The sequence below is a fragment of the Micromonospora sp. NBC_01655 genome, assembly GCF_026339755.1.
In the GTDB taxonomy this organism is placed as follows: Bacteria; Actinomycetota; Actinomycetes; order Mycobacteriales; family Micromonosporaceae; genus Micromonospora.
In genome coordinates, this window is sequence record NZ_JAPEQF010000001.1 from 1,487,356 (window position 1) to 1,503,967 (window position 16,612).

The following is a 16,612-nucleotide window of genomic DNA, read 5'->3' on the forward strand; positions in this document are numbered from 1 at the left end:
GGCGCGCCGCGGAGACGGGACGGGACGCGCAATCGTGGACCTGTACGAGTACCAGGGGCGGGACCTGTTCGAGCGGCACGGCTTGCCCGTGCTCGCCGGCGGCGTCGCCAACACCCCGGAGGAGGCCCGCGCGATCGCCGAACGCCTCGGCGGTCGGGTGGTCGTCAAGGCACAGGTGAAGGTCGGCGGCCGAGGCAAGGCCGGCGGCGTCAAGCTGGCCGAGGGCGCGGATGAGACGGTGGCCCGCGCCACCGACATCCTCGGCATGGACATCAAGGGTCACACGGTCCACAAGGTCATGATCACGGTGACCGCGGACGTGGCCGAGGAGTACTACTTCTCGTACCTGCTGGACCGGGCGAACCGCACCTTCCTCTGCATCGCCAGCGTCGCCGGCGGCATGGACATCGAACAGGTCGCCGCCGAAACCCCGGACAAGGTCGTCAAGGCCCCGATCGACGCCGTCAAGGGCGTGGACGAGGCCAAGGCGCGCGAGATCGTCACCGCCGCCGGTTTCCCGGCCGAGGTCGCCGACCAGGTCGTCGACGTCGCCGTCGCGCTGTGGCAGGCGTTCGTCGCCGAGGACGCCACGCTGATCGAGGTGAACCCGCTGGCCAAGACGGGCGACGGCAAGCTGCTGCTGCTCGACGCCAAGGTGACCCTGGACGAGAACGCCGGGTTCCGGCACCCCGACCACGAGGCCCTGGTCGACCAGGCCGCGGTGGACCCGCTGGAGCAGGCCGCCAAGGAGAAGGACCTCAACTACGTCAAGCTCGACGGCGAGGTCGGGATCATCGGCAACGGCGCGGGCCTGGTCATGTCGACCCTCGACGTGGTCGCCTACGCGGGCGAGCGGCACGGCGGCGTCAAGCCGGCCAACTTCCTCGACATCGGCGGTGGCGCCAGCGCCGCGGTGATGGCGAACGGGCTGGAGATCGTCCTGTCCGACCCGTCGGTGCGCAGCGTGTTCGTCAACGTCTTCGGCGGCATCACCGCCTGCGACGAGGTCGCCAACGGCATCGTGCAGGCGCTGGCCCTGCTGGAGCAGCGCGGCGAGAAGGTCACCAAGCCGCTCGTGGTCCGCCTCGACGGCAACAACGCCGAAGCCGGTCGGGCGATCCTCGACGGCGCGAACAACCCGCTGGTGCAGCGGGTCGACACCATGGACGGCGCGGCCGAGCGGGCCGCCGAGCTGGCGGCTGCGGGGGTCTGATCATGGCTATCTGGCTGACCAAGGACTCGAAGGTCATCGTGCAGGGGATGACCGGTTCCGAGGGTTCCAAGCACACCCGGCGGATGCTCGCCGCCGGCACGAACGTCGTCGGCGGTACCAACCCGCGCAAGGCGGGCCAGACCGTGGACTTCGACGGCACCGCGCTGCCGGTCTTCGCGACCGTCGCCGACGCCATGGCCCAGACCGGTGCCGACGTCACGGTGATCTTCGTCCCGCCGCAGTTCACCAAGGCCGCCGTGATCGAGGCGATCGACGCGGAGATCCCGCTGGCCGTGGTGATCACCGAGGGCGTGCCGGTGCACGACACCGCCGCGTTCTGGGCGTACAACGTGGCCAAGGGGGAGCGGACCCGGATCATCGGGCCGAACTGCCCGGGCATCGCCTCGCCGGGTGCCTCCAACGCCGGCATCATTCCGGCCGACATCACCGGCACCGGCCGGATCGGCCTGGTCAGCAAGAGCGGCACGCTGACCTACCAGATGATGTACGAACTGCGCGACATCGGCTTCTCGACCTGTGTCGGCATCGGCGGCGACCCGATCATCGGGACCACCCACATCGACGCCCTGGCCGCGTTCGAGGCCGACCCGGACACCGACGCGATCGTGATGATCGGCGAGATCGGCGGCGACGCCGAGGAGCGGGCCGCCGACTTCATCAAGGCGAACGTCACCAAGCCGGTGGTCGGCTACATCGCCGGCTTCACCGCCCCGCCCGGCAAGACCATGGGCCACGCCGGCGCGATCATCTCCGGCTCGGCGGGCACCGCCGAGGCGAAGAAGGAGGCGCTGGAGGCCGTCGGCGTGAAGGTCGGCAAGACGCCGACCGAGACCGCCAAGCTGATGCGGGAGATCATGTCCGCCGGCTGAGCCGCCGCGAGACGCGCCGAGGGGGTCGACCAGGCCGGTCGACCCCCTCGTCCTGTCGGGTCACCTGTTCCAGAACGGGTAGTTGCCGCTCGCCCGCAGGATCGCGCTGCCGATGATGTTGATCACGCCGAAGGCGATGGCGAGGTAGCCCAGCACCGGCGACTGGCCGTACCGTTTGGCGTCCCGGACAGACAGGTATCCGAAGACGATGCCGAGGATGCCGCAGCAGATCAGGCCCAGGACGATGCCGAGTACGCCCCACAGCGTGGTGCGGTCCCGGCCGGCGGCCGGCGGCGGCGGCGGATACGGAGCGTTCACGGTTACCTCCGAGCGGTCTCCGTCGGCCTGTCCCAGCATGCCGACGCCGGCCGGCACCTGAGACAGGCGACGACAGGAAGTTCGTGTCCTGGGCCGAGGCTAGACCGGATCGGGGGCGGTAAGTCGGTGGATCACGGAACTTGCGGCCGGTCGGGGGCGGTATCGGACTGCCCCCGGCGGCGCGGCATGCCAGAGTAGACCCGATGTCCTCCGTCACCCCTGACCAGCCCCGCCGTCCGGCCACCGGGGTGGGCGCCGACGACCGGCCCGCCGGCCGCCCCCCGCGTCCCCGGGTGCCCGCGCCCCGGGCCGGGGAGGCCCGCCGCAGCCGGGCGCCGCTCGCGGTCGCCGCCGGGGTCGCCGCCGCCTGGGCCGCGCTCACGTCGTACCTGCCGGTCGCGCTGGTGCTCGGGCTCGCCCAACTCAGCGAGGACGCCGGCTCCGTCGCCGGGGCGCTGCGCGCTGGCCTGGGCGGCTGGCTGCTCGGTCACGGGGTTCCGCTGGCCACCGACGCCGGCCCGGTCGGCCTGGCCCCGTTGGCGCTCACCGGGCTGGCGGTCTGGCGGCTGGTCCGGGCCGGTGTGCACACCAGCCGGGCGATCGGGGCCCGGGGCGGACGCTCGCCGCGCCAGGCGCTCACCGCGGCCGGCGCGGTCGGCGTCGGGTACGCGTTGCTCGGCACGCTCGCCGCGGTGCTGGCCGGCGTCGGCGGGCCGGCGGTGTCCCCGGTCCGTGCCGGCGGAACCTTCGCGATCTTCGGCGCGCTCGCGGCCCTGGCCGGGACGGCGCGCACCACCGGCGTGGCCGGCCTGCTCGTCGAGCGGGCGCCCGCGCCGGTGCGGGACGGGGTGCGCACCGGCCTGGTCGCCGGGCTGCTGCTGCTCGGGGCGGGGGCCGGAGCAGCCGGGCTGGCGATCGCCACCGGCGGCGGGGACGCCGCGGACATGATCGGGGCGTACCGCACGGGGGTGGCCGGGCAGGCCGGGATCACCCTGGTCAGCCTCGCCTACGCGCCGAACGCCACGGTCTGGTCCGCCAGCTACCTGCTCGGCCCCGGGTTCGCCGTCGGCGCCGACACCGCCGTACGCACCAGCGAGGTCTCGCTGGGCGCGCTGCCGGCCGTGCCGCTGCTGGCCGGCCTGCCCAGCGGGCCGGTGGAGGGCTTCGGGGCGGCCCTGCTCGCGATCCCGGTCCTGGCCGGCATGGCCGCCGGCTGCCTGCTCGCCCGGCGGCTGCTGCGGCTGGCCGCCGAGGACCGGGCGGAGGTGGCCTGGCCGGCCCTGCTGGTCCCGGCGGCCCTCGCCGGCCCGGTCGCCGGGCTGCTGCTCGGGGTGCTCGCGGGGGCCTCCGGCGGGCCGCTCGGCGGGGGGCGGCTGGCCGAGATCGGCCCGGTCCCGTGGCAGGTGGCCGGGACGGCCACGGCGGTGGTCGCGGCCGGCGCCCTGCTCGGCGCCGCCGCCACCCGCTCTCTGTCGAAGGGGAAGAGTCCCTCCTGACGCCGCCGGTGGAGCCGGGTTCCCCGCCCACCAGCCCTCGGCGGGACCGGCCCGTCGCGCACCAGCCGGCGACGGCGACGCGCCGGCGGCGGGCGCCTGGCGGGCCGAGGACGCCTGGCGGGCCGAGGACGCCTGGCGGGCCGAGGACGCCTGGCGGGCCGAGGACGCCTGGCTGAGGGGCGCCGGACGCGCCGAGGGGCGCCCCGGAACGGTCCCGGAGCGCCCCTCGGTGGTGCCGCCGACTCAGGTGGTCGGCAGGCTGACGTTCGCCACGATGTTGAGGATGAACAGCACGATGCCGAGCCCGGCAGCCACCGCACCGCAGATCAGACCGGTCTTGGCCTGGCTGTCGTTGGTGGCCAGGCCCTGGGCCGCCTTCTGCCGGCCGAGGTAGCCGGTGACCACTGCGGCGATGCCGACCGGGACGCCCAGGTACAGGCAGCAGACCAGCGGGATCGACGCGATGCCGAGGATCATCGACACCAGGCCGAGGGTGTTCTGCTGGCCCGGCGACTGCGGATAGCCGGCGTTCGGGTAGCCCGGCGCGGCCCCGTAGGGCTGCTGGGCGTACGGGTCCTGCCCGTACGGCTGGCCCGAGATGGGCTGCCCGTACGGCTGCCCCGACGTCGGCTGCTGCCCGTACGGCTGACCGGAGGTCGGCTGCTGCCCGTACGGCGCCGGCGGTTGCTGGCCGTACGGGTCCTGCCCGTACGGCTGGCCCGATGTGGGCTGCTGCCCGTACGGCGCCTGCGGAGGCTGGGCGTACGGGTCGTGGTACTGCGGCTGGTTCGGGTCGTGGGGCTGCTGGCCGTACGGGTCCTGACCGGGCTGCATTCGCTGGTGCTCCTTGACTGAGGCTGCTGTCAGTAGCTGGTGGTGCTGGTCTCCGCACCCATGATCGCCCCAATGCCGCCCAGCGCGCAGCACACGATGGCGATGACGTACCAGGCGATGCCGACGATCAGGGCCCACTTGGACCACTTCTTCGACTCGGCCGCCGCCGCCTGCGCGCCCGCGTAGTCGCCTTGCTGGATGAGCGGGTTGACCTTCGAGGCGTTGATGATGGCGGGGATGGCCAGCGGCCAGAAGAGGAAGATGGCCACGATGGACATCGTCATGTTGTTATTGATCTGTTGCGGTTGGGGGGACTTGTAGTCGGGCTGCATGGGGGCCTACTCCTCTAATCCATCGACACAACGCATGTGCCGGGTCACTGACGGGTGCGGGGCCCGGCTTGCGCCGGGCACCGAGCGACCGGCAGCGTACAGGGTGGCGGCGACAGCGGAGGTCACCAATTTGCCACTGTCCGGATCCTGGTCGCCCGCGCCGGCCTGCCCGCCCACGCGCGGACGGCCCTGACCTGCCCGATAGGGTGGCGGCGTGACCGAGCCCGCGTCCGTCGCCCGCATCGTCGTCCTCGTCTCCGGCTCCGGCAGCAATCTCCAGGCGTTGCTCGACGCGGCCGGCGACCCGGCGTACGGGGCCCGGGTGGTCGCCGTCGGCGCGGACCGGGACGGCATCGCCGGGCTGGACCGGGCCGCCGCCGCCGGGGTGCCGACATTCGTCGAGCGGGTCTCCGACCACCCCACCCGGGCGGACTGGGACGCCGCGCTGACCGCGCAGGTCGCCGCGCACCGGCCCGACCTGGTGGTCTCGGCCGGCTTCCTCAAGCTGGTCGGCCCGAACTTCCTGGCGGCGTTCGGCGACCGCTACCTCAACACCCACAACACCCTGCTGCCGGCGTTCCCCGGCATCCACGGTCCCCGGGACGCCCTCGCCTACGGGGTGAAGATCACCGGGGCCACCCTCTTCTTCGTCGACGCCGGGATGGACACCGGCCCGATCGTCGCCCAGGTCGCCGTGCCGGTGCTCGACGACGACGACGAGGAGACGCTCACCGAGCGCATCAAGTCCGCCGAGCGGCGCCAGCTCGTCGAGCAGGTCGGCCGCCTGGTCCGCGAAGGTTGGACGATCACCGGAAGAAAGGTCACCTTTCCGTGAGTGCCACTGAGGCCGAGCGCCGCCCGATCCGGCGGGCGCTGGTCAGCGTCTACGACAAGAGCGGCCTGGTCGAGCTGGCCCGGGCCCTGCACGCGGCCGGCGTGGAGCTCGTCTCGACCGGCAGCACCGCGTCGACCATCGCCGACGCCGGGGTTCCGGTGACCCCGGTCGAGTCGGTGACCGGCTTCCCCGAGATCCTCGACGGCCGGGTGAAGACCCTGCACCCGGCGATCCACGGCGGCCTCCTGGCCGACCTGCGCAAGGACTCGCACGCCGCCCAGCTCGACGAGCACGGCATCGCGGGGATCGACCTGCTGGTGTCCAACCTCTACCCGTTCCAGGCCACGGTCGCCTCCGGCGCCGGCGTCGAGGAGTGCGTGGAGCAGATCGACATCGGGGGCCCGGCGATGGTCCGCGCCGCCGCCAAGAACCACGCCTCGGTGGCCGTGGTCACCGACCCGACCGGGTACCCGGCCGTGCTGGCGGCCCTCGGCGAGGGCGGGTTCACCCTGGCCCAGCGCCGGGCGCTGGCCGCCCGCGCGTTCGCCGCCATCGCCGAGTACGACGTGGCCGTGGCCGAGTGGTGCGCGGTCGCCCTGGCTCCGGACGCGCAGGGGTGGCCGGAGTTCGCCGGGCTGGCGCTGCGCCGCGGGCCGGTGCTGCGCTACGGCGAGAACCCGCACCAGGCCGCCGCGCTCTACGCCGACCCGGGCAGCCCCGCCGGGCTGGCCCAGGCCGAGCAGTTGCACGGCAAGGAGATGTCGTACAACAACTACGTCGACGCGGACGCCGCGTGGCGGGCGGCGAACGACTTCGCCGGCCAGCCGGCGGTGGCGATCATCAAGCACGCCAACCCGTGCGGGATCGCGGTCGGCGGCGACGTCGCCGAGGCGCACCGCCGGGCACACGCCTGCGACCCGGTGTCGGCGTACGGCGGCGTCATCGCGGTCAACCGGCCCGTCTCCGTGGAGCTGGCCCGGCAGGTGGCCGACATCTTCACCGAGGTGCTGGTCGCGCCGGAGTTCGACCCCGGCGCGGTGGAGATCCTCCAGGGCAAGAAGAACATCCGGCTGCTGCGCGCCCCGGCGTACGCCCCGCTGCCGGCGGAGTGGCGGCAGGTCACCGGCGGCATCCTGGTCCAGTTGGCCGACCGGATCGACGCCGACGGCGACGACCCGGCCAACTGGCGGCTGGCCACCGGCGAGGCGGCCGACGAGGCGACCCTGCGCGACCTGGCGTTCGCCTGGCGGGCGGTACGCGCCGTGAAGAGCAACGCGATCCTGCTGGCCAAGGGCGGCGCGACCGTCGGGGTCGGCATGGGCCAGGTCAACCGGGTCGACTCGGCGCAGCTCGCGGTCACCCGGGCGGGCGCCGAGCGGGTCGCGGGCTCGGTCGCCGCGTCGGACGCGTTCTTCCCCTTCGCCGACGGCCCGAAGATCCTCATCGAGGCCGGGGTGAAGGCGATCGTCCAGCCGGGCGGCTCGATCCGCGACGAGGAGGTGATCGCCGCCTGCAAGGAGGCCGGCGTCACCATGTACCTCACGGGCACCCGCCACTTCTTCCACTGACCGTTTCCCCGCTGCGTGCCGCAGCGCCCGGCCGCCCCGGGCGCTGCCACGATCATGGAGTTGTGGTGCCCCGCGAAAGGGTGGAAAGGCGGCATGCCGCCCACCACGACTCCATGATCGGCGAGGGCTAGGGGGTGGGGCGGAGTTCGGCGAAGTGGCAGGCCGACGGGTGGGGATCGGCCGCGCGGGGGACCGCGTGGGGTTCCTCGCGGGCGCAGACCTCCTGGGCCTTCCAGCAGCGGGTGCGGAAGCGGCAGCCGCTCGGCGGGTCGGCCGGGCTGGGGACGTCACCGGTGAGCCGGATCATGTTGCGGTTCTCGCGGGCGTCCGGGTCGGGCACTGGCACCGCCGACAGCAGCGCCTGGGTGTACGGGTGGGTGGCCCGCTCGTAGATCTCGTCCTCGGTGCCGATCTCGACGATCTTGCCGAGGTACATCACGGCGACCCGGTCGGAGATGTGCCGGACCACGGACAGGTCGTGGGCGATGAAGACGTACGACAGGCCGAACTCGTCCTGGAGCTGTTCGAGCAGGTTGATCACCTGGGCCTGGATGGAGACGTCCAGGGCCGACACCGGCTCGTCGCAGACGATGATCTCCGGGCGCAGGGCCAGCGCGCGGGCGATGCCGATGCGCTGGCGCTGGCCGCCGGAGAACTGGTGCGGGTAGCGGTTGACGTGCTCCGGGTTCAACCCGACCACGTCCAGCAGCTCCTGCACCCGCCGCCGCTTGCTGCCCTTCGGCGCGGCGTCCGGGTGGATCTCGAACGGCTCGCCGATGATGTCGCCGACCGTCATCCGCGGGTTCAGCGAGGTGTACGGGTCCTGCATCACCATCTGCATGTTGCGTCGCAGCCGGCGCAGCTCCGACCCGGACGCCCTGAACAGGTCCCTTCCCTCCAGCGTGGCCCGGCCGGAGGTGGGCGTCTCCAGCCGCATCAGCAGCCGGGCCAGGGTGGACTTGCCACAGCCGGACTCGCCGACGACGCCGAGCGTCTCGCCCCGGCGCAGCTCGAAGCTGACCCCGTCGACGGCCCGCACCGCGCCGACCTGACGCTGGAACAGCACCCCCTGGGTGATCGGGAAGTGCTTGACCAGGTTGTCGACGGCGAGGATCGTCTCGCCCCGCACCTTGGCCGGGCTAGCGGGCGCTGTCATCGTGGACCTCCTGCGCGAAGTGGCACGCGCTGGTCCGGCCGTCGCCGAGGACCAGGTCGTGCGGCACCACGTCGACGCAGACCTGCTGCACGTACGGGCACCGGGGGTGGAAGGGGCAGCCGGAGGGGATCCGCATCAGGTTCGGCGGCAACCCCTTGATCGTCGACAGGGCCTGGCCGCGCACGTCCAGGCGCGGGATCGACTCCAGCAACCCCTTCGTGTACGGGTGGGCCGGTGCCCGGTACAGCGAGCGGACGTCGGCGTGCTCGACGATCCGGCCCGCGTACATGACGGCGATCCGGTCCGCGACGCCGGCCACCACGCCGAGGTCGTGGGTGATCAGGATCATCGCCATGTCCAGGTCCCGGCGCAGGTCGGCGAGCAGGTCCATGATCTGGGCCTGCACGGTGACGTCCAGCGCGGTGGTCGGCTCGTCGGCGATCAGCACCTTCGGGTTCAGCGCCAGCGCCATCGCGATCATGACGCGCTGCCGCATCCCGCCGGAGAACTGGTGCGGGTAGTCGCCGAGCCGGCTGGCCGCGGCCGGGATCCGCACCAGGTCCATCAGCTCGACGGTCCGGGCCCGGGCGTCGGCCCGGGACATCCCCTCCCGCTGGCGCAGCGTCTCGCCGACCTGCCAGCCGACCGGGAAGACCGGGTTCAGCGCGGACAGGGCGTCCTGGAAGATCATCGCGATCTCCTTGCCGCGTACCTGGCGGCGCTGCTCCTCCGACTGGCCGAGCAGGTCCCGGCCCCGGTAGCGGATCTGCCCGGCGCGCACGTGCGCCGGGGGAGTGTCCAGGATGCCCATGATCGCCTGCGCGGTGACGGACTTGCCGGACCCGGACTCGCCGAGCACGGCCAGGGTCTCGCCGGCGTCCAGGTGGTACGAGACACCGTTGATCACCCGGGCCACGCCCTCGCCGGTGCGGAACTCGACGTGCAGGTCCCGGACCTCCAGCAGGTGGCCGCCCTCGGGCGTCGGGGAGGCCGGCACGGGTTGGACGGCGGGCTGGCTCATGAGAATCTCACCGCAGCTTCGGGTCGAAGGCGTCACGGATCGCGTCGCCGAGCATGATGAAGGCCAGCACGGTCAGCGCCAGGAAGGCCGAGGGCACCACCAGCGGGGTGGCGGCCTCCCGCATGTGCACCCGGCCGGCGTCGATGTCGATGCCCCAGGAGATGGTCGGCGCCTTGAGGCCGATGCCGAGGAAGCTCAGCGTCGCCTCGGCGGCGATGAACGAGCCGAGCGCGATGGTGAGCACCACGATCGCCGGGGCGAGCGCGTTCGGCAGGATGTGCCGCCACATGATCCGGCCGTTGCCGGCCCCGAGCATCCGGGCGGCGGCGACGTAGTCCTGCCCCTTGGCGGTGATCACCGAGGAACGGACCACCCGGGCCGCCGTGGTCCAGCCGAGCACCGCCAGGACGAAGATCACCGCGAACAGCCGGACGTTGTCGCTGCTGGTGCTCACCCGCTTGAGCAGCACGATCGCGGCGAGCAGCAGCGGGATGCCGAGCACGATGTCGATCACCCGGGAGAGCAGCGCGTCGACCCACCGGCCGAAGTACCCGGCGAGCATCCCGACGGTCAGCGCGATCAGCCCGGTGAACAGCGCCGAGAGCGCGCCGACCAGCAGCGACGCGCGGGCCCCGTACACCGCCCGGGCGTACGTGTCGCAGCCCTGGAAGTCGTACCCGAAGATGGCCCCGCCGGACGGCCCGGCGTGCTGGCGGGAGAGCACGCAGTCGCGCGGGTCGTTGGCGGTGAACAGCGCCGGGACGGCCGCCATCGCGGCGACCAGGACGACCAGGAACAGGCTGATCCAGAAGATCGGTTTGCGGCGCAGGTCGCGCCATGCGTCGCCGGCCAGGCCGCGCGGCTTCCGCGGCACGCCGACCTGGTCGGGTGCTCCGGGCTCGCCCGACGGCCCCCGGCGCGCGGCCTGGTTCTCGGTGGCCGCCACGGTCTCGAAGTCGCTCATGCCGCCACCTCGCCGCGCCCGGTGCCGGCCCGGGTGCCCGCACCCGCCGTGCCGGTCGTTCGTTCGCTGCGCTCACTCATAGCGGATCCTCGGGTCGAGTACGGCGTACAGGACGTCCACCACCAGGTTGGACACGAGGTAGACCACGACGAGCACGCTGACGATGCCCACCACCAGGGGGCCGTCCTCGGTGCGGATGCCGCGGAACAGGTTGAACCCGACGCCGGGGATGTTGAACACGCCCTCGGTGATGATCGCGCCGCTCATCAGGTTGCCCAGCTCGACGCCGAGGAAGGTGACCACCGGGATGAGCGAGTTGCGCAGCACGTGCACGCCGACGATCCGTCGTTTGACCAGGCCCTTCGACCGGGCGGTGCGGACGTAGTCGGCGCGTAGGTTCTCCGCGACCGAGGTCCGGGTCAGCCGCAGTGCGGTGGCCAGCGACAGCGAACCGAGCACGATGCCGGGCAGCAGCAGCGCGTACAGGTCGGGGTCGGCGCCGGCGGTGGGCGGGAAGAGCTGCCACCTGACGCCGAGGAGGTACTGGGCGAGCGGGGCCAGCACGATCGTCGGGATGCCGAGCACCAGCAGGGTGAGCACCAGCGTCGCGTTGTCGAAGATGCCGGCCCGCCGGATGCCGGCGATCACGCCGGCGGTGACCCCGAAGACGATCGTCACCGCCATGGCGATCAGCGCGAGCTTCACGGTGACCGGCCAGGCGGCGGCGAGGATGTCGCCGATCTGCCGGCCGGTCAGCGACTGCCCCAGGTCGCCCTGGAGCAGGTTCTTCAGGTAGTCGAAGTAGCGGTAGAAGAAGCCGCCGACACCGGTGGCGTCGAGGTGGAACTTCTCCGTCAGGTATGCCCGCTGGGCGGCGGTGACCGGACGTTCCCCCGCGAGCGCCTGGATCGGGTCGCCCTGACCGGCGAACATCAGCGCGTAGACGATCAGCGTGGTCCCGAAGAAGGCGAGAACCATCTGGAGCAGTCGCCGCAGAATGAAGCGGAGCATACTGAGTAGTCTTCCTGAAAAGGGGCAAATCGGTGGCGGGTCGGGTCACCTCGCGGGGCGACCCGACCCGTCCTCCGGGGGAGCTACTTGACGGCTTCGATCTTCAGCAGGTCGATCCGGTCGAAGAGGTCCATCTCCACGTTCTTGACCTTGGTCGAGTGGCCGAAGTTGTTCTGGCCGTACCGGAGCGGGATCACCGGCATGTCCTCGGCCAGCAGGTCCTCCGCCGCCTGGTACTTCTTGACGGCCTCGTCCTCGGTCGGGGCCGTGGCGCCCTCGGCGAGCAGCTTGTCGAACTCCGGGTTGCTGTAGCCGTAGTAGTTCGACGAGCCGTTGCTGCTGTACAGCGGGCCCAGGTAGTTCTCCATCGACGGGTAGTCCATGACCCAGCCCATCCGGAACAGCCCGACCGGCTGCTTGGCCGTCACCTTCGTCAGCAGGTCCGCGAACTTCGGCTCGGCGGTGCCCACGCACTCCACGCCCAGGTTGGCCTTGAGCTGGTTGCAGGTCGCGTCGATCCAGTCCTTGTGCCCACCGTCGCCGTTGTACGACAGCTCGATCTTCTTCGGGCCGCCCGCGGCCTCGTACATCGCCTTGGCCTTGGCCGGGTCGAACTCGCCGGCGGCGCCGATGGTGTCCTCCCGGTAGCCAGCGACGACCGGCGAGACGAACGAGCGGGCCGGCTGCTGCGAGTCCTTGAAGATCGACCTGGTGATCTCGTCCCGGTCGATCGCCATCGAGATCGCCTTGCGCACCTCGGGGTTGCTGAACTCCTTCTGGAACGTCGGGAAGGCCAGCACCTGGAGCGAGGAGGCGGAGCTCTGCTGGAACCGGTCGCCGAGGTCGGTGCCGGCGGTCGACAGGTTCTCGGTCGGGATGGTCTTGATCACGTCGAGGTTGTCCGACAGCACGTCCGCGTACGCGGCGGTCGGCTGCTGGTAGATCCGGAACTCGACGCCGGCCACCTTCGGCTGCTGGCCGGGGAAGGCGTCGTACTTCTCCACCTCGACCTTGGCGTCGTGCTGCCACGAGCCCTTCATCCGGAACGCGCCCTGGCCGATCGGGGCCTGCTCGTATCCCTCGGCGAGCACGCCGGGGGCGGAGAACGCCGCCTTCGGCAGCGGGTAGAACGCCGTGTAGCCGAGCATGGTCCGGAACTCGCTGTACGGCTGGGACAGCGTCACGGTGAAGGTCAGGTCGTCGACCTTCTTCAGGCCGGTCAGCGTCTTCGCCTTCGGCTGCTCGCCCTGGAGGTCGTCGTAGCCGGCGATCTTCTCGAAGAAGTAGCTGGAGTTCTGCCCGTTGGGGGCGTACGCGCCGTAGTTCCAGGCGTCGATGTAGCTCTCGGCCGTGACCTTCTCGCCGTTGTGGAAGGTGTAGCCGTCCTTGAGCTTGACCGTCCAGACCGTGTTGTCCGACGACGTCACGGACTCGGCGGCCACCTCGTGCGGCCTGTTCGCCTCGTCGTAGTCGACCAGCGGGCTGAACAGGGCGCTGAGCACCTGCGAGCCGCTGGTCTCGTTGGTGTTGGTCGGCACCAGGTGCTGCGGCTCGGCGATCTCGATCCGCACGGCCGCGTTGGGGTCGCTCTCGCCGGATCCGCCGTCGCCGCCCGATCCGCAGGCCGCCAGGCCCAGGGTCGCCGCGAGCGGGAGGGCGGTCCAGGCGGCAAGCCTACGAACACGCATTCGGTCTCCTCGTCTCCTCACGCTGCGCGGTCAGGCCCGCCGCTGGGGTAACGCTGCGCAACAATCGGCAACGGTAGGTCGCCGGGGGCGTGATCGGCAACGAAGCGGTTGCGAACCGGTAACGGAGCGGGGTTGCCGGCCTTGCCTTCGGCCGGACGTTCTGCTAGGGCCTGCCGGACGTAGGGCGGTGAACAGCGGTTCCGAGGAGCGGTTCGGGTCCCTATGGTGCCCATGCGCGCCGTGCATCCGGTTTGCTCGCCGACGTCCGCGATGCCACGCCGACCGGCCGACCGTCCGGATTCGGCGGTGACATGATCCACAAAATCTCACTATCGGTGACGATGCCCACGTGACTCACCGTCACCGACGGGTGCGGGCCCGGCCGCCCGGGCGGGTCGGCCGGCGGCCGCCGCGGGCGCGGGTCCCGGGATCGGCGCGCCCGGGACGTGAGACGATCTGGACGTGACGGCGACGATCCTGGACGGCAAGGCGACCGCGGCGGAGATCAAGGACGAGCTGCGGACGCGGGTCAAGGCACTGGCGGAACGCGGCATCACCCCGGGGCTGGGCACCGTCCTGGTCGGGGCGGACCCCGGTTCCCAGGCATACGTCAACGGCAAGCACCGCGACTGCGCCGAGGTGGGCATCGCCTCGATCCGTCGCGAGCTGCCCGCCGAGGCCACCCAGCAGCAGGTCGACGACGTGCTGACCGAGCTGAACGAGGACCCGGCCTGCCACGGGTACATCGTCCAGCTCCCGCTGCCGGGCCACCTGGACACCCAGCGCGCGCTGGAGATGATCGACCCGGACAAGGACGCCGACGGGCTGCACCCGGTCAACCTCGGCCGGCTGGTCCTCGGCTACCCCGGCCCGCTGCCCTGCACCCCGCGCGGCATCGTCGAGCTGCTCCGCCGGCACGAGGTGGCGCTGCGCGGCGCCAACGTCGCCGTCGTCGGCCGGGGCAACACCGTGGGTCGCCCGCTCGGCCTGCTGCTCACCCGGCGCAGCGAGAACGCCACGGTGACCCTGTGCCACACCGGCACCCTCGACCTGGCCGCGCACACCCGGACGGCGGACGTCGTCATCGTCGCGGCCGGAGTGCCGGGACTGCTCACCGCGGACATGGTCACCCCGGGCGCGACGGTGGTGGACGTCGGCATCACCCGGGTGATCGGCGCGGACGGCAAGGGCCGCTACACCGGCGACGTCGATCCCGAGGTCGCCGAGGTGGCCGGGAAGCTGGTCCCGATGCCCGGCGGCGTCGGCCCGATGACCCGGGCCATGCTGCTCACCAACGTCGTCGAGCGGGCCGAGGGCAACTGAGCCACTGGCCGGTCCGTGGCCGCCGGCGGTGCGCCGCCCCGTCCTGCCGAAGTCGTCGGTTATGCCCCGATCGGTGCCAGGATGACTGATACCGTCCTGAAATCCGACGGGTATCAGGGAGTGGGCCGACCATGGGTAAGAAGGTCACTGTCGTCGGGGCCGGCTTCTACGGCTCCACCACCGCGCAACGCCTGGCCGAGTACGACGTCTTCGACACCGTGGTGATCACCGACATCGTCGAGGGCAAGCCGGCCGGCCTCGCCCTGGACCTCAACCAGTCGCGCCCCGTCGAGGGCTTCGAGACCACGGTCGTCGGCGTCACCACCGGCCCGGCCGGCGAGGGGTACGAGGCCATCGCGGGCTCGGACGTCGTGGTGGTCACCGCGGGCCTGCCGCGCAAGCCGGGCATGAGCCGGATGGACCTGCTGGAGACCAACGCCAAGATCGTCCGCCAGGTCGCTGAGAACGTGGCCCGGCACGCCCCGGACGCCGTGGTCATCGTCGTGTCCAACCCGCTGGACGAGATGACCGCGCTGGCCCAGCTCGCCACCGGGTTCCCGAAGAACCGGGTGCTCGGCCAGGCCGGCATGCTCGACTCCGCCCGGTTCACCAACTTCGTCGCCGAGGCCCTGGCCGTTCCGGTGCGGTCGGTGCGGACCCTGACCCTGGGCTCGCACGGCGAGACGATGGTGCCGGTCCCGTCGAGGAGCACCGTGGACGGCAGGCCGCTGCGCGAGGCGATGCCGGCCAAGCAGATCGAGGAACTGGTCGTCAAGACCCGCAACGGCGGCGCCGAGGTGGTCGCGCTGCTGAAGACCGGGTCGGCCTACTACGCCCCGTCGGCCGCCGCCGCCCGGATGGCCAGGGCCGTCGCGGAGGACTCCGGGGAGGTGATGCCGGTCTGCGCCTGGGTCGACGGCGAGTACGACATCTCGGGTGTCTACCTCGGCGTCGAGGCCGAGATCGGCGCCGGGGGCGTCCGGCGGATCGTCGAGACCGACCTGGACGCCGACGAACTGGCCAGCCTGAAGGCAGCCGCCGAGGCCGTCCGCAACAAGCAGTCCGACATCACCCACCTCTAACCCCGCCCCCTGCCCCGCCCTTGATCAACCCTGCGGGCGGGGCAGCGCCACGAACGGCTCGCCCAGGTGCGGGGTGGCCAGGGTCGCCGGGCCGTGGGCGGTCAGGGCGCGCAGCAGCGCCGCCCGGGTCGCGCGCGCCGTGGCCGGCTGTTCCTCGTGGGCGTACGCCAGGTCGGGGTCGACGAGCTGCACCGTGTGCACCAGCAGGTCGCCGGTTACCAGCAGCCGTTCGTCCCCGCCGGCCACCAGCACCGACTGGTGGCCGGGGGTGTGCCCGGGCGTGCTCAGCACCCGTACTCCCGGGGTCAGCGGGGTGTCGCCGTCGAGGACCCGGAGCTGGCCGGCGGCCCGCAACGGCGCGACCAGCCCGGCGTCCAGCCCCGGGTCGACCGACCGCAGCGCGTCCAGCTCGGCCCGCTGGAGCAGGTAGTCGGCGTTGCCGAACCAGGGTGTGCCGGCCGGGCCGGTGACCGCCCAGCCCACGTGGTCGGTGTGCAGGTGGGTCAGTACCACCGTGTTGACGTCGGCCGGGTCGATGCCGGCGGCGGCCAGCTCGGCCGGCAGCCGGCCGGGCACCGGGGCCCAGCTCGCGGCGGGGGAGCCGGCCGGGCCGATCCCGGCGTCGACCAGGGTGACCGGGCCGGCCCCGGCCCGCACGGCGAAGCAGCGGAACGGCAGCCACCAGCGCCCGTCGCCGGTGACCGCGGCCGGGTCCCGTTCGTCGGCCGCGCGCCAGTGCTCGGCGGTGGCGTCCGGGAACGCCTCCTCGCGGGGCTGGAAGAACGGCCCCTCCCCGTCGGTCAGCGCGGTGACCGTGATAGACCCGAGGATGCGGCGCGACGGCATCCGGTGATGGTGCCAACGATCTTCGTGCCGTGCAC

General features: G+C 72.3%; 16 protein-coding genes. 7 read left to right on the top strand and 9 right to left on the bottom strand.

Annotated features, from left to right (window positions below):
- Positions 1 to 34 precede the first annotated feature (34 nt).
- Positions 35 to 1,213, top strand: coding sequence for an ADP-forming succinate--CoA ligase subunit beta (gene sucC / locus OOK41_RS07095; protein WP_117665209.1), 1,179 nt, complete (start codon positions 35 to 37; stop codon positions 1,211 to 1,213).
- 2 nt (positions 1,214 to 1,215) lie between these two features.
- Positions 1,216 to 2,103 carry a succinate--CoA ligase subunit alpha gene (sucD, locus tag OOK41_RS07100; RefSeq protein WP_117665210.1) on the top strand — a complete coding sequence of 296 codons (888 nt, stop codon included), beginning with the start codon at positions 1,216 to 1,218 and terminating at the stop codon, positions 2,101 to 2,103.
- Between the two features lie 60 nt (positions 2,104 to 2,163).
- On the opposite strand, the gene OOK41_RS07105 is transcribed toward sucD, so the two are convergent.
- Complete coding sequence (locus tag OOK41_RS07105; protein ID WP_266263437.1) at positions 2,164 to 2,421, bottom strand: hypothetical protein; 258 nt, start codon at positions 2,419 to 2,421, stop codon at positions 2,164 to 2,166.
- Between the two features lie 203 nt (positions 2,422 to 2,624).
- Between OOK41_RS07105 and OOK41_RS07110 the strand changes: the two genes are divergently transcribed.
- A complete protein-coding gene (locus OOK41_RS07110; protein ID WP_117665211.1) occupies positions 2,625 to 3,917 on the top strand; it encodes a DUF6350 family protein in 1,293 nt (430 codons plus the stop codon).
- Between the two features lie 243 nt (positions 3,918 to 4,160).
- On the opposite strand, the gene OOK41_RS07115 is transcribed toward OOK41_RS07110, so the two are convergent.
- Together OOK41_RS07115 and OOK41_RS07120 are read right to left on the bottom strand one after the other, a co-directional pair.
- Positions 4,161 to 4,751, bottom strand: coding sequence for a DUF4190 domain-containing protein (locus OOK41_RS07115; RefSeq protein ID WP_266263439.1), 591 nt, complete (start codon positions 4,749 to 4,751; stop codon positions 4,161 to 4,163).
- Positions 4,752 to 4,780: 29 nt separating this feature from the next.
- Positions 4,781 to 5,035, bottom strand: a complete 255-nt coding sequence (locus OOK41_RS07120; RefSeq protein WP_243639082.1) for a CD225/dispanin family protein — start codon at positions 5,033 to 5,035, stop codon at positions 4,781 to 4,783.
- Positions 5,036 to 5,297: 262 nt separating this feature from the next.
- Between OOK41_RS07120 and purN the strand changes: the two genes are divergently transcribed.
- Positions 5,298 to 5,918: a phosphoribosylglycinamide formyltransferase gene (gene purN / locus OOK41_RS07125; RefSeq protein ID WP_266263441.1), complete on the top strand. Its 621-nt coding sequence runs from the start codon at positions 5,298 to 5,300 to the stop codon at positions 5,916 to 5,918.
- Complete coding sequence (purH, locus tag OOK41_RS07130) at positions 5,915 to 7,486, top strand: bifunctional phosphoribosylaminoimidazolecarboxamide formyltransferase/IMP cyclohydrolase (RefSeq protein ID WP_266263443.1); 1,572 nt, start codon at positions 5,915 to 5,917, stop codon at positions 7,484 to 7,486. The genes purN and purH overlap by 4 nt, the downstream gene beginning before the upstream one ends.
- A gap of 127 nt (positions 7,487 to 7,613) precedes the next feature.
- Here purH and OOK41_RS07135 read toward each other — a convergent pair whose 3' ends face one another.
- The 5 genes from OOK41_RS07135 to OOK41_RS07155 form a co-directional block, all read right to left on the bottom strand.
- Positions 7,614 to 8,642, bottom strand: coding sequence for an ABC transporter ATP-binding protein (locus OOK41_RS07135; protein ID WP_266263445.1), 1,029 nt, complete (start codon positions 8,640 to 8,642; stop codon positions 7,614 to 7,616).
- The gene (locus OOK41_RS07140) at positions 8,626 to 9,663 is read right to left on the bottom strand and encodes an ABC transporter ATP-binding protein (protein WP_266263446.1); all 1,038 of its coding nucleotides are present in this window, start codon (positions 9,661 to 9,663) and stop codon (positions 8,626 to 8,628) included. Before OOK41_RS07140 ends, OOK41_RS07135 begins: the two co-directional genes overlap by 17 nt.
- A gap of 7 nt (positions 9,664 to 9,670) precedes the next feature.
- Positions 9,671 to 10,627 carry an ABC transporter permease gene (locus tag OOK41_RS07145; RefSeq protein ID WP_266263448.1) on the bottom strand — a complete coding sequence of 319 codons (957 nt, stop codon included), beginning with the start codon at positions 10,625 to 10,627 and terminating at the stop codon, positions 9,671 to 9,673.
- 72 nt (positions 10,628 to 10,699) lie between these two features.
- Positions 10,700 to 11,638 carry an ABC transporter permease gene (locus OOK41_RS07150; RefSeq protein ID WP_117665220.1) on the bottom strand — a complete coding sequence of 313 codons (939 nt, stop codon included), beginning with the start codon at positions 11,636 to 11,638 and terminating at the stop codon, positions 10,700 to 10,702.
- 83 nt (positions 11,639 to 11,721) lie between these two features.
- Entirely contained in the window at positions 11,722 to 13,326 is a 1,605-nt protein-coding gene (locus tag OOK41_RS07155) for an ABC transporter substrate-binding protein (RefSeq protein WP_117665221.1), read from the bottom strand.
- Between the two features lie 462 nt (positions 13,327 to 13,788).
- On the opposite strand from OOK41_RS07155, the gene OOK41_RS07160 reads away from it, so the two are divergent.
- The gene (locus tag OOK41_RS07160; protein WP_266263450.1) at positions 13,789 to 14,649 is read left to right on the top strand and encodes a bifunctional methylenetetrahydrofolate dehydrogenase/methenyltetrahydrofolate cyclohydrolase; all 861 of its coding nucleotides are present in this window, start codon (positions 13,789 to 13,791) and stop codon (positions 14,647 to 14,649) included.
- A 131-nt stretch (positions 14,650 to 14,780) separates the two neighbouring features.
- Positions 14,781 to 15,731 carry a malate dehydrogenase gene (locus tag OOK41_RS07165; RefSeq protein WP_117665223.1) on the top strand — a complete coding sequence of 317 codons (951 nt, stop codon included), beginning with the start codon at positions 14,781 to 14,783 and terminating at the stop codon, positions 15,729 to 15,731.
- Between the two features lie 24 nt (positions 15,732 to 15,755).
- Here the strand turns inward: OOK41_RS07165 and OOK41_RS07170 are convergent, their stop codons facing one another.
- The gene (locus OOK41_RS07170; RefSeq protein ID WP_266263452.1) at positions 15,756 to 16,577 is read right to left on the bottom strand and encodes an MBL fold metallo-hydrolase; all 822 of its coding nucleotides are present in this window, start codon (positions 16,575 to 16,577) and stop codon (positions 15,756 to 15,758) included.
- Positions 16,578 to 16,612 lie beyond the last annotated feature (35 nt).